Consider the following 23,722-nt stretch of genomic DNA (forward strand, 5'->3'; position numbering starts at 1 on the left):
ACTCGATTAATAGATGTTTCGTCGCTTTATTATTTTAGATTTGCAAATAAAAGCAAAAAAGTGCCGCGGGCCGGATTTGAACCAGCGACTTCAAGATTTCTGATCTCCAGATGGGCAACTTCAGTCTTGCACTCTCCCAGCTGAGTTACCGCGGCGTTGTTTTATCACCAAAAGGAGAAGGCTGTAATAAATTTTGCCCAACCTTTGATTTGATCTATCGATCGGGGATGGACAATAAAATAGACGCAATTTTCAGGCGAGAGCAAAAGTTCCGACAGATAGCTCATCGGCCCGTTCGAATAGTTAATTACTGCGAGAAGGTATTCTTCTAGCCAATCCACGCACGAGACCAAAGAGGATTACATCAGATTCTCTCATACAGCAATTTTAATTTCAGACTCTCGGATCCCACTCGGGTTCGAGGAGCTCATTCTCAAAACAAGCCAGCATTCACGACATGTTTAAATAGTAATATGCAGCTTTTTTCAAATCGAATCTGGCGCTTGGTGAGGATATGTGTAAGTCCCGCAAGGGAGCTGATTGTCTCAAACTTAGGAGATCACGATTTTTGAAGCGCGACAGGGAAGCTGTGGCATCAACTGTCGGCACGATCATGGCGCTGCTCGTTTTCCTAACATTTCTTTCACTTTTCACGAATTCCTACATCCCAGTTTGGATGCAGGCGAATGAAAGGTCTCATATGAACGAGGTTCTGAATCAATTTGGTTACTTGAAAGGACAAATTGACATCATGATAAAAAGTGCGAAAATCACGGGGGAATCAGATATCGTAATGTATTCGCCAATTACTTTAGGAGCTGACGGCATCCCCATATTTGCTTCCCCAACCGCGGGGCAACTCGTTTTCGTTCCGATGGGAAGTTCAAGCAGCAGTTTTTCTTTGAGATTCAATTACACTCTTTCTAACTCCAGGGTTGAAGTCTCGGAAAGCGGAGGCGGAATCATCCAGCTTTGGGCGCCGAATCGATACTACGTGCAACAATGGGTCGCATATGAAAATGGGGCCATTATTGTTAAGCAGCCTGACGGACAGGTTATTAGAGCCGTTCCAGAAATTAGCCTCAAGAAAATCAATGATAAAGTGAACATTGTGATTACTCAGATTAATTTGGTTGGTTCAAATGCGACGATCGGTGGAACCGGTTCAATCGGCCTTAACTTGAACTTAATCGGATCAGATTCTGACAGTTTTAGTGTAGGCTATGGGAACGATTATAATGTCACAATCAAAATAATAACCCGATTCGGAAATGCATGGGAACAATACCTCAGGGATCTTTGCTCAAAATCAAATCTCCTGCCTACAGATTATTCTATAAATAGTAGGGAATCCGGAGATGGGTTGTCTGACATAGTATTTCAAATAAAAAACGCAGGAACGGTAAGATATGATCGATGCTATGTGGAGATTTCGATCCAGACATGATCCTTGGTGGTGAAATGACACAAGATGTCGAAATAGTAAAACCAACCCTGTCGGATTCAACGGTTGAAGAGAAGATCACTAATGATGAGTTCGTTACCGAAATTCAGGGAGAAAGGAAAATAAAAGAGAAAATCAGAGATTCTTATTTGAAGTTTCTCCGAACCATTACTCCAGGTATAGCATCACGAGTAAGACTTCCTGTAACTGAGGTGAAGCAACGGATCGAATGGTCGAAGTCGAGGGGGTCGATTATAACTGAAATCCCTCCCATTGATGATCCAAATATAGAGACTGTAGAGATATATCCCGTCGTTGAACCTTACACTTATGTCCGGGTCACTTTTGACAAGCGAACAAATGAATACTTGCTCGAAGCGATTGAACCAAAACTAAATGAAAAAGAATCGAGATTGCTTGACCTTATAAAAGATACACTTGGACGAACACTCAGTTACGAATGGGACAAATTCACGGAACTTGACAAGGAAGAATACCTCGCAGAGAGCGTTGAATCATACATAAAAACGAGAGGCATCAAAATTGATTCAATTGCAAAAAGGAAGATAAGATATTATATTTCAAGGGACTTTGTTGGCTACGGACCCATTGATCCTTTTATCAGAGATGAAAACGTCGAAGATATCTCTTGTGATGGCGTCGGTATCCCGATCTTCTTATTCCATAGAAAATACGAAAGTATTAAAACGACACTTAAATTTGATAACGAAGAATTCCTAAACTCATATGTCGTTGGGCTGGGCCAGAGATGCGGAAAACAAATATCGGTTTCTACTCCTATACTCGATGGTACGACGCCCGAAGGACACCGTGTCCAGGCAACTTATTCAAATGAAGTTACGACAAGAGGTTCGACCTTTACAATTCGCAGATTTAAGGAAAAGCCCTTCACGCCTGTTGAACTTATCAAATATGGGACTGCGAGTCCTGAAATGGTAGCATATTTCTGGCTTGGCGTTGAAAATGGAGAATCTGCGATTATCGCTGGCGGTACCGCTAGTGGTAAGACATCGACACTCAATGCAATCGCACTTTTCATTCCTCCAGGCGCAAAGATCGTCACGATGGAAGATACGAGAGAGATCAATTTGCCTCATGAAAACTGGGTTCCCGGAACGACAAGAAGTGGTGTTGGGGAGCGGGGACCAGATGGCAAAGCACCTGGCGAGATCGATATGTACGATCTTGTGAGAGCTTCACTCAGACAGCGACCCAATTACATTATTGTTGGTGAGGTGAGAGGCAAGGAGACATACATCATGTTCCAGGCCATGGCAACTGGACACACTACATACTCGACAATGCATGCCGATTCTGTGAAATCAATGGTCAACAGACTTGAAAATCCCCCGATCAACTGCCCAAGAATCCTACTAACAGCGCTCAGGAATGTCATCATTCAAACGCATGCCAGGGTGGGAACGGACCTCGTGAGAAGAATCAAACAGGTCATCGAGATCGTTGGATTCGAGCCAGAAACAAACGAGCTCATCACCAATACCGTCTATGAATGGGATCAGGCAACAGACAAATTCGTTTTCAAAGGACATAGCTTTCTCTTTGATAAAATCATGGAAATGAAGAACCTCACGCATGAAGAGATGGTCGAGGAGTTCAATCGCAGGGTCGATATCATCAAATACATGGTCATGAAAGATATCACAGATCACCGAAAAATCTGGTCGCTGATCAATGCATATTATAAAGATCCAGAAGCAACTATCAAAAGGGTGAGAAGGGAATTGGTCGAGGGAGGTGCGGACGCTGGCGCCCGAAGTCTCTGATATCTTCGCACGACTCGAATCGATAAGGAAGTTCTACTTCAAAACCAAAAGAGCGGAGGAGGAGGAGGAAATTAAAGGGCCCCATATGGTGAAACTACCTAAGGGCGCTATTCCTGAGTACGTCAAGCTTACTAAATACCAGCAATTTTGCTGGCGTACCTTGGGTGCATTTGTCAGGTTGAAAGCAAAACCGAATCCGAAACTCGAGCAGGCTCTTCTCCAGGCGCATATGAAGATGCGACCAGAGGAATACACAGCGTATGTCTGGATGACAACGATCCTTGTAGGCATCGCATCTGCCGTGATATCAATTCTATTTGGTGGATTAATACTCAGTTTCCTACACGTTGATGCTGCGCTTGTTCTCCTCGTGTCCGTCTTAATGATCGTGATTCCTCCACTTCTGACTTATGTGATGCTCATCTCTCAGCCAGCGTCCGTTGCAAAAAGGAGAGCAAGGGACATCGATAAAAGAATCGGGCCAGCTATGAGTTTCATATCTGCAATGGCGTCGGCCGATGTCAATGTCGATGTAATTTTCAAAGAATTATCGAGACAGCCGATATACGGCGAGATCAGGAATGAGGCAGAATGGATCACGAGGGACACCGAACTGCTCGGAATGGATATACTTACAGCAATCAGCAATGCAGCGCAGCGGACACCATCGAGAAAGTTTCAGGAATTTTTGCAGGGCGTTGTCACGACTTCGACTTCTGGTGGTCAGCTGAAGCCATACTTCCTGCAGAAAGCCGAGCAGTTCGAAAAGGAAGCAAAGCTTGAAATGAGATCAATGCTGGAAAATCTCGGCCTAATGGCGGAGTCGTTCGTAACGGTTGTCGTTGCCTTTCCGCTTTTCCTTGTCGTTATCATGGCGATCATGGCAATTGTCCCAGGCGGAGGTGGTGGATCCGAATCAACGCTTATGCTGCTTTACATAGTCGTCGGTCTCATGATTCCGCTTTCCCAGTTTGGATTCATTTTTTACATATGGAATATGACGAAGGAGGCAAGTATTTGAGGAGGGGCCCAATGATTGATAAGAAGAAGGCGAAAGACGTCATCGATATTAAGCAGCTGACCGTGAAAAAGAGGGACCTCTCCAGGACAATCCTCGTCATCGGTGCTGTTTTCATGGTGATTTTCTTCTTCATCGGTTTCCTTGATGCAATCGGTGGACTCAAGACTGGATTAGAATGGATTGATTTCGTAGCAATCGGATTGATGGCGATCACTGGTCCATACGGATTCTATACAACCTACAAACACAAACAGATCAAGGACATCGAATCAAGACTTCCAGACTTTCTCAGAGATGTTGCAGAAGCTGGCCGCTTCGGAATGACACTCGCAGAAGCTGTAAAGGCAGCGTCTGGTGGTCGATATGGAAAGCTCACGCCCGAGATCAAAAGAATGGCAGCACAGATCGAATGGGGAGTGCCTGCAGCAGATGCGATGAGATTGTTTGCTGAAAGGGTCAATACACCACTGGTTAACAGAATGATGTCTATCATCATCAAAGCAAATGACGCCGGTGGGAGCGTTGCTGATGTCCTCACAATGGTTGCTCACGATGCCAGAGAGACTATGTTAAACGAAAACGAACGGAAAATCGCGATGTCGACATACATGGTTGTAACATATATCGCCTTTGCAGTCTTCATCGCAACGATCTTTATCCTCAATTCAACATTTCTTCCGAAAATGGCGGAAGCCGGCCGACAGGTTGCTGAGGGAGCTGAGCAAGCGGGCATTACCAACATGCCAGCAACGATCAAGGCAGATGTGATACCGCAGATCCAGCTCATTTTTGTCATCGCAGTTGTCATCCATGCCTTCGGCGATGGAATTCTCGCGGGAGTGCTACAAGACGGTAGAATTACGAATGGAATGAGGCACAGCTTCATTATGCTGCTGATAGGTCTGATTGGAACAAGGTTGATTTAGGAGGGTAGAAAATGACTGATGTGGCCGATGTGGAGACGCTACCGCCCGAGATGATGACCGCAGAAATTGAGGAGGGTAAAGAAAGAAAGCGAATTGGACGAATTTCGAGTAAATATCTTTCATTTCTTCTCAGGATTAAGGACAGACCTCTCAAGGTTCGAATTCCAGTTAGTGTTTCAAAAGGACCTCTTGACGTCATCACTGAAATTCCGAAGATTACGGACATCAATGTTGACGAAGTTGAATTAACGAAAATCCTCGACCCATATTCTTTTGTGAGAATAAAATATGACAACGCTGCTGGTGAATATCTCTATGAAGTCATCGAACCAAGTCTTTCTGAAGATGAGAAGAATCTCCTTGACGTTCTCAAGAATTCGCTCATATTGACACTCAATCTTACAGATGTGGAGACAGCTAAAGAGAAGGAAGAAATCTTGAGACTTGCAACAGATTCCCTCTTAAAGAATTTCGGAATCTCCCTTCACCCAGTTTCTCGCGAAAGGATCCATTATTATTTGAGAAGGGACTTCATCGGATACGGCGTCATCGATGTCATAATGACAGACCCTAATGTTGAAGACTGTTCGTGCGATGGCGTCGGCATTCCATTGTACATTTTCCACAGGAAATATGGATCAATCAAGTCGAATATCAGATTCGATAATGAGGTGGAACTTGACTCGTTCGTTGTCTGGCTCGCTCAGAAATGTGGAAAGCATATTTCTGTCGCCGATCCTATTCTTGACGCGACAATTCCAGACGGTTCAAGACTCAATGCTACACTGGGAAAACATGTGACGAAACGAGGTTCGTCATTTACGATCAGACGATTCAAGGAAAATCCGTTCACGCCCATCGATCTTCTCAAATTCAAGACGATGAGCACAGACATGATGGCATATCTCTGGATTGCGACAGAATATGGTAGCTCAATGCTCGTCTGCGGCGGTACTGCAAGTGGTAAAACGACAACACTGAACGCGATCCTTCTCTTCATTCCTCCACAGATGAAAATCGTGAGCATCGAGGATACAAGGGAACTCAATTTGCCGCATGAGAACTGGATTCCCGCGCTTACGAGAGAAGGATTCGGGGGGAAGGGAAGCACCAACAAAGCTGGGACAATTGACATGTTTGAGTTACTGACTGCGGCGCTGAGACAGAGACCGCAGTATCTCATGGTGGGCGAAGTGAGAGGAAAGGAAGCTTATGTGGTTTTCCAGGCAATGGCAACTGGTAAGACTGCTTACTCAACTTTCCACGCTGAGGACGTCCAGGCGATGGTTCACAGGATGGAAAATGATCCGATCAATCTACCGCGCGCGCTGCTGACCGCACTCGATATTGTGTTGCTCCAGGCACAGGTGAAAGTCGGTACGAAAATGACAAGGCGTGTTAAATCGCTCACGGAGATCGTCGGTATGGATCCTGAAACGGGCGAACTCATCACCAACACGGTTCACAGTTGGAACCCCGCCGATGATACTTTCAGTTTCAGCGGTCACTCTTACGTGTTCGAAAAAGTGCGAACAATTCGAAACTGGTCTCCACGTGAAATGGAACGAGAGGTCAAGCGCAGAGTTGACATTCTCGAATACATGAAGAAGACGAATGTTGATAACTATAAGACCGTCGCGAAAATCGTCTCAGCGTATTATAGAGATCCTGAACGAGTCATTAAAGAGGTCAGAGAGAAACTTGCAGAAGGATAAAATCAATTTATTCATTGTAAATTTATTCATTGTAGATAGAAATGAATGGTTTACTGAAAATGAACAGCCGAAAATAAAATAGAGAGAGTGGAAAGAACCTAGATCACTGAGATTCTTTCGGCTCTTCCTTTTCTTCAGGTGATTGTGTCTGCTCGCCAGCTGATTCTTCTGGTTTCGCTTCCTCTGGTTTTTCTGCTCCCTCCTTGGGCACTGCTTTCTTCTCGACAGGTCGCCTGACAATCCGACGGAGTGTTCTCGGTTTTTCTTCAGGAGTCGCGGGCGCTTCCTCTTTCACTTCTTTCTTCGCTTCAAAAACTGTACCGCACTTATGGCAAACGGTCGAACCTCTAGCGTTAAGGGTGCCGCAAACGGGACAAGCGAACGCTCCGAGCTTCCGGCGCTCCTCTTCCTGAGAGAGCCACTTCTCGAACGAGATGTAGGTTGGCTGCTTCTTCCACCATTGTTTGAACTTCTCTTCAGAATATTTCTTACCGAGTACACTTCTCGCCTGCTCTCTGTAGATTTCAATTGACTTTTCATACTGTTCCCGCATCTTCTTGATGTATTCGTCCTCTTCCTCGGGAATAGGCTCCGTGACGAACTTTGCGCCGCACTCAGGACATTCAGCCGAATTTGCTGGTATCCATGCTCCGCATTCGCTGCATTTGACCGTCCCAGGTTCAAACTCGACACCGCACTTGGGGCAACGACGTGATGATTCTGGGATTAATGCTCCGCACTCACCGCACTCAACCATCTTTCCGAGTCCATACTTGTACAGATAAGCGGAGAATGCGATGATAATCGCAGCAACGATCGCAACGATCAATGCATAAATCCACCAGTCAACACCAGTCTCAGTAAAGCCTTTTTCAATCGAAACAGCTGTATAATCACTTGTTTGATCACCTGAAATAATCGTTGTTGCTTTTACATTGCAAGAACCGATAACACCGAGTGGGATATAAACAACGGCATCGAAATAGCCCTCAGAATTTGTAGTAACCTCGTATGGACCGCTAACGACAACACCGCCTGCATCAATAAGACTAACCGTAACCGCAACGCCTGCAAGAGCGTTCCCAGTGATTTCATTCGTGACACGTCCACTGACAGGAATGTTGTCTCCCGTCTTATACTTGTAAACATTACCAAGGTCAATTGAGATGATTGGCGATGGTCTGATTATTTCAAGAGACGTGTTCACATCATTATTATTGCGATTGCTTTCATCAATGAGTCCGTCTGGATCGATCTGAACAAAGATCGAATATGTTCCAACCGTCAAGTTGACCGGCCAGGTCAGATTTGCAACAACTGTAGCTCCCGGGGAAACATCTTTCGTGATAGATCCAAGGTATGTTAAGTTCGAGTGTTCGTCGATAGCATAAAAAGCAATCCTTGCCCCGAATGCTGACGTATACCCAATATTACGAATCTTAGCACCTATGACGACGGTCTCACCGACGTATGTCTGATTTACGATATGCCCTTTCAACGTGATCTCGGGGGCTCCCAAGAAACTCAGATCCGATCTGGTGTCGAAGACAACTAGCTGCTCACTTGCAAGATTATTGTCGTAACGGATCTCGGGGAGGATTTCATCCGGGTTCACAATTACGAAAATTGTCCTCGTCTGAATGCTCAACCCTGGATCGATCTCGACATCCCACTCAGCCGAGACGGTACCAGTTTGACCAGGCCCGATGGTGCCTGTCAATTCCTCAGCTATGATTTTTCCCGTTCCAACGGCTCCAAGCCAGAATCGAACAACCGCACCAGAAATGCTACTTTCCCCAGCGTTCATGATGCTCAGATCCATCCGAATGTGTGTTCCAGCGCTAACTGGGCTCGCAGGGGTAAAGACGATCGACGTGGGCGTCAAATCAGCGTAATTCTTCACCGTAACACTCATAGAGGCGGTATTGTCCGTTTTCTTATCTTCCTCAATCTCTCCATTCTCATCGATGATAACAGTGATTGTCCAAGAACCGGGATGATTCGGAATCCAGGAAATCGTCGCAATCCCAGTTCCACCAGGAAGAATCCTCGACACAACGCTATATCCTATCAGTGCCTGACCCGATCCAGATCTTGTCTGATAGAAACTCACATTAACGTCTTCAGCCTCGACGTCCCCTGTGTTAAGAACTCGAACGCTGACAGTCGCTGAACTGTTTGTAACAGGCGAATCGGGAGAGACTAAGAATCCTCCAGCAGCGACTGAAAGTTGCGCAATGCCTCGAACAAAAACAATCGTGTAATTCAAATTGTTCGACTTGTTCATCTCAGGGATCAGACCGTCAGGATCCACGACAACAGAAAGATTATGTTCACCCAGTGGCAAGGTGGCGGTCCAAGTAGCGCCCACACTCACTGTTTCGAAAGGATTTATGATTGGAATGATCGCATTCTTGATAACCGTACGCTTGAGGCGCGACTCGTTATCATAAAAATTATCGTAGAATCTGACTTCAACATTTCTTGCTGGAACGACGCCTATGTTTGTGATGTTGGCAATGAGCGTAACAGCCTGTCCACGGGCAGGCGAAGTATTAGAGACCCAGAAAGGTGGATCAAGATCGGGTAACGCACCTGGGATTTTTACGATAACAGATAGATCATCTCTGGAAAGTGGTGCAGGTGGTGAATATGGCTTTAATGAAGCTCCAATTGACCCGGGTGTGTTGTACGGTACGCCATTAAACCAATATGTCGCATTAATCTTGTAGTTCCCTATGAACCAAATTGAAGTGGAATTAATCTTATCACAAGGAGCTCGGACAACTGTTTTTCCAGATTCTCCTGTCAAAGCGCCCGTGTACAATGTACCATTGAGGTAATAAGCAATGTTAACGAAAGCACCACGGAGAGGTTGATCAACCCCATCCAACACTGTTACAGACAGCCATCGATAATGCCAGGCTTCTGCGTTTTCAATCGGGGAAATCGAAGGTATCGAAATGCTCGTCAAATGCGCTTTCGCATTGCCCCCAAACGAAGACCAACTTCTGTAAAACGTCGTATTGTCAGCAACGATTGTAGCAGACGATGTAGTGGGAGTTATGATATCACAAGCTAGTGTTGAAGATGAAATCAATAATCTACTCTCGTCATCGGCTACGATGGTTATAACTGGTGGAACAGAAGATGCGCTGATGCTGAGAGTTCCGCTATCAAATAGGTAAACCTTCATGTTAAAGTCCGATGTCAATGTTGCCGAAGTAAGTATGATTGAGGCATTGTCACTAACGACGATAACAAATTCATCGGACCTTTGTTGCAGAATTGTTAGGGTACACTGGTCAAGAATCAAAGTACCATTATCCTTGACGATTATGTTTCCTCCTTGATAATATGAGCCAGATAAGAACTCAACGATTCTATTATCGTCGATAACGAGATCTTTTATGTTCGGAGATAATTGAACGCTGACATTCTTGAATGCAAGATTATTGGCATAAGAATACTCGTTAATTCTTCGTTCAGGATTGATGTAAACATAGACTGGATAATTTCCTATTTGAGACGGAATCCAGTTGAAAGTGGTGTCATTCGATCCCCCCGCAGGTACGTTGATTATTGTTGACCCAAGAAGACTTCCGCCACTTAGGGGATTTCCTGCGTAAAACTCAACGGTGGCATTAATTGCATCTGATCTTCCCAGCATATTGTGGATAGTCACGTTAATGTACGATAAAGCACCGGTTGAAATCGGTTCTGGCCCTATTCTGATATCTGCTGATGTAATTGAAAGATCTGGTAGAAGAGGCGCCACATAGACTTGGGTTGAGAGATGGTTATTGTTTTCGTTTGATTCTGGGACGAGGTTAAGCTTGTCTACTTCAACGGTGATAATATGAACACCTGAGGTTGTTCCATTCCAGAGAATCGTTACATCAGTTGCTGATCCTGCAGAAAGGTATGCAATTGTCAGATTGCCAATTGGCCTAGACGACCCGTTGTAAAAATCTGAGAAGTCAATCTTAATATTCGAAGCTGCAGTCAGGCCATCGTTTGAAACCCTCACTGTGAACACGACGAGATCCATTACATAGATTGTCACAGGCATGTAGGTGAAAGAAAGAATCGCCAGATCTGGTTTGTCTACAACTAAATTCGAGAGTACAATTGTTTTCGAAACAACTTGATCCCCTTCCCCAATTGCTGGATATGTCGGAAAGTCGACACCGCACGACCCGTAGAACATGCTCCCCGTCGTGTTTCTATATGTTATATTTACAGAGTATCCGCCTACGATCTGTTGTGCATTCGGCATTGTTGTTTCGTTGATAACCTCCCACAGCAGCGGTATCTTAACTTCTCCAAATTGTCCTGTCTGCTTGAAACTTGTTGCATCCTTTCCGAGATACTCAAGAACTACACTTGGCGGAATTGTATCGACACCGTCAGGAGAGACATAATATGCTGGAATGCCCGACCCTGATACAGTGACGTTTACGATGGCATTGGCGACCGGTAGAGATTGAGAATCTAACAGCGTAAGATTGAGCCATTTATAAATGTAGATATTTGGTCTTAGAGTGATTTCGAGCCAGACTCTTTCGAAATAAACGATCCTCCCGCCACTATTATTGAAAATGATATTAAGTCTTTCCAATTTTTCAAAGGAATCTACACCTGATGAAAATAGGTCATAAATTCCAAGTGTTTCATCGGCGCTATTTACTGGCCGAATTGATGAGTTTCTCGGAGTTTCTCCTGCCAAATACCACGTGATATAATTACTAGTCGTATATCCAGGTTCGGTAAAGTAGATAACTTTCATAACGATTTCTGAGATATTCCCAGACAAGTCACTTACATTAAACCTAAATATGTGCAATTTTTCTCCGTCACCCACCACGTAATATTGGTTATCGTCTGCTGTAAGGTTCGCGAACTGTTCCCCAGTATCATCATCTGCACCTCTAGAAAGGGGTAGCGCGGTTACGACTTTGTCAGCTGGAACGTAAGCCATCGAGCGATCTGGCAATCTGGCGATTCCTTGCTCAGTATCAACATAGACTCCATAGAGGTAAGCTCTCGAGCAGTCGAGAACAACCAATTGGTTATGCTCAGAAGCTTCGCTCGAAAAATCTACGCCGAGATACGAATTGACAGCGGTCAGTTGAGTCGATCCAGCTAAAGTGATGTTCCTGTACGTGCTAAGAGACATTTCGACCGTGACCCAGATCCTGTTAAAGTACACTTTTTTGCCATTAGGATCATTGTTTTCGAAAGTGATGTTCAACTTGCTGAGGTCGGCGGAAGACATATCGGGAAGTATTGAGGCGGCAGTGACTTCATTGTTGATCGAAGGGTCATAAGGAGCTGCCGTGTCGCTAGGTACGATCGTTGACGACGATACACCACCGTTTCGGAAGGACCAGTTCAAAGCATTTGTCCCGGTGTATCCTGCATCGGTCTTGTACTTAGCGTATAGTGTAACCCTAACGCCCTCTCCTTTTTCAAAAACTAATCCCGCAATATCGATGCCCTCGATCGCGAGTTTCTCATGTGGGTCAACGGCGAAAAGCTTTCTATCGTCGATCGTCAAGTTAGAAAATTCTTCACCAGCTGCCGTGTTATCATCACCAGCTGCAAGAACATTCCGTGTGAGATTATAAATGACAGTTACCTTCGATCCGTCGTCAGCGGCGAAACTGTAGCTGTGATCATACGCAGGGGAAGTCGAGTTTCTTTCGAGTAAACCAGTGATGCTCGAATCATAAAGATAAATATTTGATGAGACAAAGGCTAGCACTGCAAAGTCGTCGAAAAAGTCAGCTGGGAATTGCGTCTGATTGCAATACTTTGCGATGTCGGCCGAGGAATGTCCTTTCATCGTCGAATTTCGCATAATAAGTGTTGAGTCGTCAACAACCATGTGCCCCGGGAACTTCAGGACGGAATTGATCGCTTCGAGCACGCCGCCATTCCTAACGATGACGCCGAGGCTCGGATAATCATTAATTTGATTAAGATTAGTCGTGAGGATCGAATTGTTGAGGATGAGCTTCCCGCCGTCCTCAACAATTAAGGTATAAACATGATCGTCATCAGTTCCCGCAATCCCATCAGGACCTGTGTCCTGGTCGAAAACGAGGCCCCCGTTTACGACATTGACAATTCCACCAGATCGTATAATGAGATTACCCCGCATGTGATAGAGCGTATCCGTGATGTTCCAGTAACGTATTGAGTAATCCGCACCAACAATCATATCGTTCGATGGGGAAGCGGCTTCTCCTTTTTCGGGGATCGTAAAGACAAAGAATCCGGCCAGAGAGGAAAAAATCAAGCTCCACACAGTCAGGATACTAACTGATTTGCTCACAAGATCTCGCCGTAACATTATCCCACCAAATACATTTCCGCCAGTTGAAGTAGCTATTAAACATTATAAATACATATCCATTCAGGTAATTTATCATGATAATAAGGAAAAGACCTGATGAGTAGCCATCTTTAAATCAAGATGTGCTTCGTTTCATGAATCGATAATTGTGTTCCGATCCGTTGTGAGCTCATAAGAACTCTGGTGGCTGGTAGCCACAAACTGATTTGACATCCAGAATTTGGCGTCTATTGATTAATTTTGCATACCAGATAGATATGTCCATTCTACTTGCGTCTTGATATTTGCAAGATTGCGAGACTGCTAACCCAACGAGATATCCTTTAAGGTACTTTTGGACGGAATAAAATATTGAAGAGAAAGGGCGATGAAGACTCTGACTCTCAGAAATTGGTTTATTTCTTCCTTATAATCTTTCTGATCGAAATCGAGCGCTTGACACTAGGTTCCTTCTTCTCTTCCGCGGCTTGAGTTTTTTCTTCAGTCTTTTCTTGTATTTCTTCTCCAGCTGGCTTTTCTTCGACCTTCTCTTCACGCTTCCTTTCTGCCTGAATTTCCTCTTTTTGCTTTGGCTCTTCCTTCTTCTCTTCCTTGAGAATCGCTCCACAGGCGTAACATCTCTCCGCATCTGCATCGACAATCGTCCGACAGTTCGGGCAGAATTTCTCCATCGGCCGCTCACTCGCCTTCTCCTCGATCTTTTCTTCCATTCTCGCTTCGGTTCCGCCCACACCTACCTCAGACATAGCTACAGTTTCCTGAGTCGCTGACGCAGAGCCCGCCTCTGCATGAGAAGGTTGACTTATAGCCTCACCTTGCGAGAATCTTTCAGATCCAATTTCTGATCCCGCCTGTACAGCCGAAACTTCGGGAGCTCCAGTTCCGGAGATCGATGGCGCTACCGAAGGCTCAGTTATCGGCGATACCTTAACTTCCTCAGTTTCTTCCGCTTCAGAAATCAGAGCTTCTCTCCTCGCAAGGATCTTTTCGCGCTCGCTGAGCGCCGCCTCTCTATCGTTAAGAATCTTTTCCCATTCAACCAATCTCTTCTGTTCATTCACCAAGATTGCCTTGCTTTCGGCAAGAAGTGTCTGTTGCTCCTCGAAAATCTTTACCTTCGCAAGGATCTCCTCTCTCTTCGCAGAAACTTCTTCGAGAATCTTTTTCAGATCCCTTTCCTCCGTGAGCAATCTTTCTTCGAGTTCTAGAATTCTACCAGCGGCCTGCCTGATCTTTTCCTCGTATCCCTTTACCTGTTCGCCGAGTTCAAGAATTTCACTTTCTTGTTCGGTGATTTCTTTCTGGCGCTTTTCAAGGATAATACGCATCGAGTGGTTCTCCTCTTCACGAAGCTTGAGTTCCCTTTCTAATTCGAGTAATTCCGCTTCCGTCTTCTTGACCGCCTCTTCACGCGGTACTAATTCTGATTCCCTTTTCAGTAACTCCTTTTCTTTTTCATCGAGTTTTCGTGCATATTCGTCAAGCTGCTGCCTCCGCTCCCTCAACTCCGCGTCTTTTCTATCAAGCTCTTCCTTTCGTCTTCTAATTTCGACTTCCTGCGCCTTGATTTTCTCCTTGAATTCCTCAATGACCTGCCAAATTGGGATACTGTCCTCCGATGACACTGACCTTCCTCCTCACATCGCTACTTTCATTCATTAACTCCCTCTCAGGGATTTAATATCATTCCATCTGCGATTAATTAATTGTGCTACGCCAACGTAGGGCCAAGAACCATGAGACCGTTGCTTCCAATCTCAATCGTATGCTTTTCCATACTGTGCTCACAGGCCCTCATTTTCTCAACTCGGATAAATCGGACAAGTTTGCCGCGTGTCCGATCGAGACCTAACTCAATGATTCCATCCGCAAGGAAAACCTCGTTGCCAACGAAATCAACCGATCCTCCTTGGGAACGTTCCATAATGATGAAAGAGATGAGATTAAAATCGCGCAGCGTCTTGAAGAAATAGAACATCTTCTTTCGCATTCCTCTCATATCATCCATAAGCGAGTAGAGAGCACCCAGCGAATCGAGGGCGAAGACCGTGAACTTGTCCTGATGTTTTTTCTTGAAGTATCCGATGACTTGCTCAACAAAGTGAAGATAATCTGTCGGCGCTTCGGATTCAATGATTTCATCGAGTTCTCTGAGGTCTGTAAAGTCGGATATCTCAAGATTTGACGCTATCTTAATTCCCAGACTTCTCATATTCTTAACGTGACTTTCCGCCGATTCCTCAAGCGTTACATACAATCCATATTCGCCTGTCTTTTCGAGATATGTGGAAATCAGGGAATATGTGAAACTCGTCTTAAGAGAGCCCGGCGGTCCTGTGACGAGTACGACCTTCGGCGACTCGATATCTGTCCGGAAGACCTTTTCGAGCCCCTGTATCGAATTCTTGAACATCTTTACGCACCAGTACCTGGGGGGAATTCATTGATATTGCCACTAATAAACCTTTGTGAATGAATTATCGATTTTGATAATTTAATCAATGGTATCTGAAAACGATTGAAATCGACACAGATCTCGTGTACTTATCGAAAAGCAATGTTTTGTTTATAGATTGGCATTACGATTTTGTGCGTATGATTGCAGGTAAGATTGCAAGCCAGCAACAGAAGGGGCCTCTTTCATCGATGCTCAATCCAATAGTCCCTATTTGATTTTCATCCTTCATTTGTTCGAAAAAGCTTCAAAAAAGGTAAAAAAAATAAGGTAATGAAATTGAATGTTGGATTATACACGATCCTCAGAACTCATCGATAGAATCGAAATCCTCGTCAGAGACCTCTTCCTCTGGTTCCCGCGGGATCATATCTTTGTCCTCGGTCACTTCCGCCATGTCGACCATTTTCTCTTCCTTCTCACCGATCAGGCGCGCGATGGCTGTAACCTTGTCGCCCTCGCGGAGCCGCATGATTTTCACGCCCATTGTCGCCCTTCCCATGACCCTGATGTCAGCAACGGGAATCCTGATCACCATGCCTTGCGTGCTGGTCACAATGATTTCGTCGTTTTGAGCGACATCGAGAACTGAAACGACTTTGCCATTTCTTTCTCCAGTTTTAATCGTAATGACGCCTTTACCCCCTCTCTTCGTCTTCCTGTATACAGACACTGGCGACAACTTGCCATAACCGTTTTCGGTGATCGAAAGAAGCATCGAGTCTGGCCTCACTGCCGCCATGCTGACGACCTCGTCGCCAGGGTAGAGTCTGATCCCGATGACACCTTTTGCAGGTCTTCCCATCGGCCTGACTTCTGTTTCGTTGAATCTGACTGCTTGGCCTCCCTTCGTTGCGATGACGATTTCCTTCGTGCCATCCGTCAGTCTCGTGTCGACGAGCTCGTCGCCAGGTTCGAGGCCTAGAGCGATGATACCAGACGATCGCACATGGGAATAAGCGGTGAGAGGTGTTTTCTTGATGATACCTTTTTTCGTCGAAAAAACAAGGTAATGATTTTCGTCAAATTCCTTGATGGGGATCGTGTCCAAAATCTTCTCCCCCTCCGAAAGCGCTGGTAAGAGGTTAACGATCGGTTTCCCTTTCGAGTGTCGACTGCCGACCGGCACTTGGTAAGCCTTCAGCCAGTAAGCTTTTCCCAAATTCGTGAAAAACATCAGGTAGTTGTGCGTAGATGTGACGAAGAGATTTGTCACGTAGTCCTCCTCCTTCGTCTCCATCCCGATCAGGCCGACCCCGCCCCTCCTCTGCTGCTTGTACATATCAAGGGGCACCCTCTTGATGTAGCCGTCATGCGTGATCATGATGACCATTTCTTCATCCGGAATGAGATCTTCGAGATCCATTTCCAGCACGTCGTGAACGATTTCTGTTTTCCTTTCATCACCGTGTTTTTCTCTGATCTCGAGCATCTCTTTCTTGATAATATCCATGATCTTTCTTTCATCCGCCAGAATACTTTCTAGTTCCCGCACTTTCTTCTCGATCTCGATGAACTCGCTGCGCAGATTTTCGATTTCCAGACCTGTCAGGCGTTGTAATCTGATGTCAAGAATCGCCTTAGCCTGTTCTTCCGTGATTGCCAGACGCTGCATGAGTGCGATCCTCGCCTCCTCAGGCGTCTTCGCCGCCCTGATCATCGCGATTGTATCATCGAGCGCGTCGACCGCTTTGATGAGACCTTGCAGAATGTGATCGCGCTTCTTCGCCTCTTCAAGCTCAAACCGCGTTCTCCTGATCACGACGCTCTTCCGGTAGTCGATGAAATGCTGGAGCGCTTCTTTTAACGTAAGAACTTTCGGCTCGTTGTTGACAAGTGCGAGGTTGATAACGCCAAAGGTCACTTCCATCTGGGTATGTGAAAAGAGTTGGTTGAGGACGATGTCCTCCATCACATCTTTGCGAAGCTCAATGACAATCCGCATGCCCTCGCGATCAGATTCATCTCGCAGATCGACAATGCCATCGATTCTCTTATCTTTGGCGAGTTCGGCGATCGATTCGATGAGATTGGACTTATTGACCTGATAGGGAATCTCGGTGATCACGATTCTCTTCTTATTCTCTAACTCTTCAACCTTCGTCCGCGCTCTCACCTTTAGCTTTCCTTTACCCGTTGAATACGCTTCGAGGATGCCACTAATCCCGTAGATGATACCACCGGTCGGGAAATCGGGTCCCTTGATGTACTCCATCAGATCCTGCGTTTCCATTGATGGGTTATCAATCAGATGGACGATCGCATCGACGACTTCCCTGAGATTGTGAGGCGGGATATTCGTCGCCATGCCAACGGCGATCCCCGATGAGCCGTTGACGATGAGGTTCGGAAACTTGCCAGGGAGCACTGCCGGCTCCTTCAAACTCCCGTCAAAATTATCGACGAAATCGACCGTATCTTTCTCGATATCGGCCAACATTTCTTCCGCAATCGGCGAGAGACGGCACTCGGTGTACCTCATCGCCGCCGCTGAATCGCCGTCGACGCTACCAAAGTTACCCTGACCATCGATCAATGGATACCGCATTGAGAAATCCTGCGCCATTCTCACAAGGGCGTCGTAAACTGCCATGTCGCCATGGGGATGATATTTACCGAGGCAGTTGTGCGAGACGATACCGTTTGCAACAAATTCATGCGGTCCTGCGACCTCGAGGTCATATGTCTTCTGAGGCTCAGCACTCTCTACGCAGTTTACGCGAATGAAGAAGAGGTTGTACTGAAGAGCGTCCCCCAGCAATGGCAATTCTTCGCCGACCACATCGCCGATCAAATTGCAATCTGTTTCCTCATCAACCAACGACAAGACCGATACTGGGAATTGCGATATTTGATCTGCGAGTTTGCAAGAAAGAGATTGATCAAGTTTACACCTTTCTCTTTGATCGATGAATTTGGCAATCTGAGAGCTAGACCACGCTACCTTATCGACGCTGGTCCTCGGAACCTTTTTCTTGATATATGCAAGAGGCGATTGTTCCGTGTCATTCCTGCCTTGACGTCGATGCCCAGTCAGTTTTAAAAGTCTTTCAGCGAACAGACCATTTACTTCGATTGCATATGCGGAATTGGCGTGAGTCTGATCACGCTCAACTGGCCTTTCGCTGGATTGTTTGTTAATTGGGGTTAGGGAAGCGATTACGCCCAGATGATGTAAAATCAGCTGGACATCGGCCGCCATTTTTCGCGATACAAAAGGTAAACGGATTGATTCACTTTTAATAAGGGGATTGAGACCAGCATCAAGCATTCCTTTTAAAAGAGAAAGCAAGACATCACGAGGCGAGTGGAAAAGGGGCTCGGGAATGCCATCTTTTTCATGAATCAATTGAACGATCTGTTGAAGAAGTGAAGATGAGTCATCGGGAGAAATATGGGAAAGCGATCCATGACATAAGATAGAGGAGGTCGTGCCATCGGTACCTTTTCCGTTACAAGAAATCTGGTTCAGTGCTTTAGAGAGTTGTTCTTGAGTTGCATCATCACAAATGGTTAAAAACAGATGATCTTTTTCCCTGGTCATCGAGTTCCGCATCAGGAGATAACCTAAAAGGTAGGCAATTTTCTCGTTGATTTCGATCTGCTTCCCGTCTTTCAATCGCATGCTCGCATAACCAAGATTTTCTGGATAGATGCACCGTGCAACGACAAGATCTCCTTCCGTAAGATCTTTTGCAACCTTCCATTCGTAAGATAATGAAGAGTTGAGAATTTTAATCGGCTGCTCTGGTGTACAAACAATTTCTGCACCAGTTTCCAATCTTATTCTGACAAGCGGTTTCGGAGGCATCTCGTATAACTCGATCACCGGTGCTCGTCCGCGGTGCGTGTAAACAATGTCACCGTGTTCAATCTCTTCAATCGGGATGAGACCACGATCAGTCAGCACCCGCGTTCCGGCAACAAAACATTCACCAACAACACGCGCGCTCTTCTTGTGTGGTCTGTTCGAAAGGAGCCCCATATCGTACATCGCGTAAAGGATCCTTCTTTGAACTGGCTTGAGTCCGTCCCTGACATCCGGAAGAGCTCTGCCCACGATCACGCTCATCGCGTAATCGATGTAGGATTTCTTCATCTCGATCTCAATGGGGCGCTGGATAATTCGCGTCGCTTTGTCTTCCATGAAAACACCTATACGTCGAGATTCTCCACTTCTTTGGCATGGGCACTGATGAATTCCCTTCTTGGGAGAACCGCGTCACCCATGAGGATATTAAAGAGCAAGTCTGCCCTTCTCGCATCCTCGATTGTCACCATTTTCATCACACGTGTCTCCGGGTTCATCGTCGTTTCCCAGAGCTGTTTCGGGTTCATTTCACCGAGACCTTTATATCTCTGAATCGATACACCTTTCCCGAGGCGCTCGACTGCGTTGATTCTTTCTCTTTCTGTGTACGCGTATATCTCCGCATTTCCTTTCGAAATCCGATAGAGTGGTGGCTGCGCGATGTAAATATAACCGTTTTCGATCAGTGGCCTCATATATCTAAAGAAGAGCGTCAAGAGGAGAGTCCGAATATGTGCACCGTCCACATCGGCATCTGTCATGATGATGATTTTGTGATACCGCGCCTTGCTAATATCGAAATCTTCCTTGATACCAGTGCCGAGCGCCGTGATGAGATTCCTCACCTCAACGTTCTTCAGAATCTTGTCCATCCGCGCCTTCTCCACGTTGAGGATCTTTCCTCTCAGCGGAAGAACAGCCTGGAACTCCCTGTTTCGGCCCTGTTTTGCGCTACCACCAGCCGAATCGCCCTCAACGATGAACAACTCTGATTTAGCTGGATCCTTTTCCGTACAATCCGCTAATTTGCCGGGAAGACTCGTCGATTCAAAAAATCCCTTTCTTCTCGTCAGCTCTCTTGCCTTCCTCGCGGCTTCCCTTGCCTGAGCCGCAAGAATTGCCCTCTTGATGCAGGCCTCCGCGACCTTCGGATTCTCTTCAAGGAATTGATATAATTTCTCGTAAATCATCGAATCGACGAGACCTCTGATCTCGCTGTTTCCGAGTTTTGTCTTCGTTTGCCCCTCAAATTGTGGCTCGGGCATCTTGATGCTGAGAATCGCCGTCAATCCCTCCCGGACATCATCGCCACTGAGACTTTCGTCTCCTTCTTTCAAAAAATTGTATTTTCTCGCGTAGTCGTTCATCGTCCTAGTCAGCGCTGATCTGAACCCGATAAGATGTGTCCCGCCTTCTATGGTATTAATGTTATTAACGAACGTGTGGATGTTTTCAGAGTAAGAATCAGTGTACTGGAGAGCTGCTTCAATCAGAACATCTTCACGTTGACCAGTGATGTAAATGGGTTTCTCGTGGAGGACATTTTTTGTCTTGTTGATGTATTGAACAAATTCCACGATGCCCCCTTCATAATGAAATTTCTCTTCCCGCCCCGTTCTCTTATCTCTGAACGTGATCATGACATTTTTATTCAAGAACGCAAGATCCATCAACCTGCTTGCCAGTATGTCAGCATTGAAGTTAACATCCTCAAATATCTCTGGATCTGGTTTGAATGTAATTGTGGTGCCAGTGGTATTCGCATCCCCTATAACACGCAGTCTTTCAACAACGACACCCCTTTCAAACCGCGCGAAATGTTCTTTCCCCTCTCTTCTGACCTTAACTTCGAGCCATTCTGAGAGGCTATTGACGACGGAGAGTCCGACCCCATGCAGTCCACCGGAGACCTTGTAACTCTTCCTGTCAAATTTCCCGCCTGCGTGAAGAGTTGTCATCACGATTTCCACGGCCGGACGATCGTATTTTGGCAAAATGCCTGTCGGAATCCCCCGGCCATCATCTTCAACAGTGACGCTCCCGTCCTGGTTGACCGTCACATCGATCCGGGTACAAAAACCAGCCATCGCCTCGTCGATACTGTTATCGACGACTTCGAAGACGAGATGATGGAGTCCCCTACTATCTGTGCTGCCGATGTACATGCCTGGTCTCTTTCGAACCGCTTGCAGGCCTTCGAGGACCTGGATCCTGTCTTCGTTATAACTTGAGTCTTCCATCCGATCCCAACCTCATGCCCTCAGGTTGAACTCTAGCGTGTCAAATAGACGTGTTTACAGTCTAAAGGGATGATGTGCTCTCCCATCCCTTTTCTGACGTTCTTACTAATGTACTCATAGTATTAATAATCTTCTAAATGTCTGGCTATTTAAATAAATGAACGAGATCACGAGGACAAAAAACCCCGCTTTTTTGGAAGCATAAGGTGCGGTTTCACTCCTTCCGATTTAACAACAAAAAACATCCTGAGGGCCGAAACGTAGAGATGGAAATGATTTTTCACTTCACCGAAAGAAGTTGGAGCCCGCAAATTTGATATTGTAGCAGCGAAAACTAGATGTGATTGGGCACAAACACTAAAAACCGAGAATCTGTTGAACCCGGCAATGGTAACAATTAAAGATGCAAGAAGAGGACTCACGGACGAAATCGTTAGCGTCGCACACCGTGAGGGTGTTGATCCAGAATTCGTAAGGAGGGGCATTGTTAACGGTCGAATCGTGATCCCCTCAAATCCCATACATTCACCAGAACCTTGCGGTATAGGTGAGGGTCTCACTGTCAAGGTCAACGTCAATGTCGGTACCTCGAGGGATATGCCTCGTATGGAAGATGAGTTGGAAAAAGTGAGGGTCGCTCTCAGATATGGGACGGACACGATCATGGATCTGAGCACTGGTGGGGATATCGACCTCATCCGAAGGACAATCATCAAAGAAGTAAGAGTCCCTGTTGGCACCGTCCCGATTTATCAAACAGGCTTGAAGGCCGCGAGGGAGAGCGCCGTCGTGGACATGGACGAGGACGACATGTTCAATGGCATCATTAAGCATGCGAAGGACGGCGTTGACTTCATGACGATTCACTGCGGCGTTACAAAAGAAAGTGTCGAGTACCTAAGACGGTCAAAGAGGGTCACTGATGTCGTTTCGAGGGGGGGATCATTTCTCGTTGCATGGATCTTGCACAACGGAAAGGAAAACCCCCTCTATGAGAACTTTGACTATTTGCTAGAACTTGCGTCAGAATACGAATTCACAATCAGCTTGGGCGATGGGCTTCGCCCTGGCTGCATCCATGACGCGAGTGACGTCCCGCAGATTCAGGAGCTCATCATCCTCGGAGACCTCGTCAGGAGGGCGAGAGAGAAGGATGTCCAGGTCATTGTCGAGGGCCCTGGACATGTACCGATCGACCAGATCGAGGCAAACGTGAGAATTGAAAAAACGATTTGTGATGGTGCACCGTTTTATGTCCTCGGCCCTCTTGTTACCGATATCGCGCCTGGTTATGACCATATTTCAGGTGCTATCGGCGGAGCACTCGCAGCTTACTACGGTGCAGATTTCCTTTGCTATGTCACACCAGCTGAGCACCTCTCCCTTCCTAGCGTTGAAGATGTAAAAGAGGGGCTGATCGCGGCGAAGCTCGCAGCACACGCTGCAGATGTCGCGAGGGGTAGGGGTCTGGACAGAGATCTCAGGATGTCAAGAGCGAGGAAGGCACTTGACTGGGAAGGGATGTTCAGAGAGGCGCTCGACCCGGAAAAGGGTAGGGTGTATAGGGCGAGGGGGATTACCGAGGCGAGCGAAGGTTGCTCGATGTGCGGCGATGTGTGTGCGATCAAGATTCTGAGGGAGTACCTGAAAAAAGATGGTGTCTGCTGAGACCTCCCTCAGAATCTCTGATGGCTTAGCGCGAGCGCAAAACCCATAGGTTTCGATTGAGAGAAAAGGATGGAGCCACTGGAGGGTTTCGAACCCCCGACCTACGGTTTACGAAACCGTCGCTCTATAGCGATCACAGATTACCGCTAAGCTACAGTGGCAGCGATCAGGCACATCAAATCGTCACGTCGATTTAAAATTTTCTTATTTCTTTGAAAAGCCGGGAATACAGGCACCCAAGAAAAGGAATGAATCATTTCTTAAAATGTGTTAATT

11 protein-coding genes and 2 tRNA genes are annotated in these 23,722 nt (G+C 46.1%); 6 read left to right on the top strand and 7 right to left on the bottom strand.

Going from position 1 to position 23,722, the window contains the following annotated elements; genetic code table 11:
* Positions 1-61: 61 nt before the first annotated feature.
* Positions 62-155 (bottom strand) — tRNA-Phe (locus tag QHH00_06155).
* Between the two features lie 413 nt (positions 156-568).
* Between QHH00_06155 and QHH00_06160 the strand changes: the two genes are divergently transcribed.
* The 5 genes from QHH00_06160 to QHH00_06180 are packed head-to-tail and all read left to right on the top strand — an operon-like array spanning position 569 to position 6,911.
* A complete protein-coding gene (locus tag QHH00_06160) occupies positions 569-1,447 on the top strand; it encodes a hypothetical protein (protein MDH7508966.1) in 879 nt (292 codons plus the stop codon).
* A gap of 14 nt (positions 1,448-1,461) precedes the next feature.
* Positions 1,462-3,249: a type II/IV secretion system ATPase subunit gene (locus QHH00_06165; protein ID MDH7508967.1), complete on the top strand. Its 1,788-nt coding sequence runs from the start codon at positions 1,462-1,464 to the stop codon at positions 3,247-3,249.
* A complete protein-coding gene (locus tag QHH00_06170) occupies positions 3,221-4,270 on the top strand; it encodes a type II secretion system F family protein (protein MDH7508968.1) in 1,050 nt (349 codons plus the stop codon). Before QHH00_06165 ends, QHH00_06170 begins: the two co-directional genes overlap by 29 nt.
* An 11-nt stretch (positions 4,271-4,281) precedes the next feature.
* Positions 4,282-5,196, top strand: coding sequence for a type II secretion system F family protein (locus QHH00_06175; protein MDH7508969.1), 915 nt, complete (start codon positions 4,282-4,284; stop codon positions 5,194-5,196).
* Positions 5,197-5,207: 11 nt separating this feature from the next.
* The gene (locus QHH00_06180) at positions 5,208-6,911 is read left to right on the top strand and encodes a type II/IV secretion system ATPase subunit (protein MDH7508970.1); all 1,704 of its coding nucleotides are present in this window, start codon (positions 5,208-5,210) and stop codon (positions 6,909-6,911) included.
* 103 nt (positions 6,912-7,014) lie between these two features.
* Here the strand turns inward: QHH00_06180 and QHH00_06185 are convergent, their stop codons facing one another.
* The 5 genes from QHH00_06185 to gyrB form a co-directional block, all read right to left on the bottom strand.
* A complete protein-coding gene (locus tag QHH00_06185) occupies positions 7,015-13,269 on the bottom strand; it encodes a CARDB domain-containing protein (GenBank protein MDH7508971.1) in 6,255 nt (2,084 codons plus the stop codon).
* A gap of 398 nt (positions 13,270-13,667) precedes the next feature.
* Positions 13,668-14,897 (bottom strand): hypothetical protein, encoded by a 1,230-nt coding sequence (locus tag QHH00_06190; GenBank protein ID MDH7508972.1) that lies wholly within the window; start codon positions 14,895-14,897, stop codon positions 13,668-13,670.
* An 86-nt stretch (positions 14,898-14,983) separates the two neighbouring features.
* Complete coding sequence (locus QHH00_06195; GenBank protein MDH7508973.1) at positions 14,984-15,685, bottom strand: ATPase domain-containing protein; 702 nt, start codon at positions 15,683-15,685, stop codon at positions 14,984-14,986.
* Positions 15,686-16,031: 346 nt separating this feature from the next.
* The gene (gene gyrA / locus QHH00_06200) at positions 16,032-19,874 is read right to left on the bottom strand and encodes a DNA gyrase subunit A (protein MDH7508974.1); all 3,843 of its coding nucleotides are present in this window, start codon (positions 19,872-19,874) and stop codon (positions 16,032-16,034) included.
* A gap of 8 nt (positions 19,875-19,882) precedes the next feature.
* Complete coding sequence (gene gyrB, locus QHH00_06205) at positions 19,883-21,778, bottom strand: DNA topoisomerase (ATP-hydrolyzing) subunit B (protein ID MDH7508975.1); 1,896 nt, start codon at positions 21,776-21,778, stop codon at positions 19,883-19,885.
* Positions 21,779-22,165: 387 nt separating this feature from the next.
* On the opposite strand from gyrB, the gene thiC reads away from it, so the two are divergent.
* Positions 22,166-23,446: a phosphomethylpyrimidine synthase ThiC gene (thiC, locus tag QHH00_06210; GenBank protein ID MDH7508976.1), complete on the top strand. Its 1,281-nt coding sequence runs from the start codon at positions 22,166-22,168 to the stop codon at positions 23,444-23,446.
* Positions 23,447-23,516: 70 nt separating this feature from the next.
* Here the strand turns inward: thiC and QHH00_06215 are convergent.
* A tRNA-Thr gene (locus QHH00_06215) sits at positions 23,517-23,607 on the bottom strand.
* Positions 23,608-23,722: the final 115 nt, after the last annotated feature.

The sequence above is a fragment of the Methanomassiliicoccales archaeon genome (assembly GCA_029907465.1).
GTDB lineage: Archaea > Thermoplasmatota > Thermoplasmata > Methanomassiliicoccales > JACIVX01 > JACIVX01.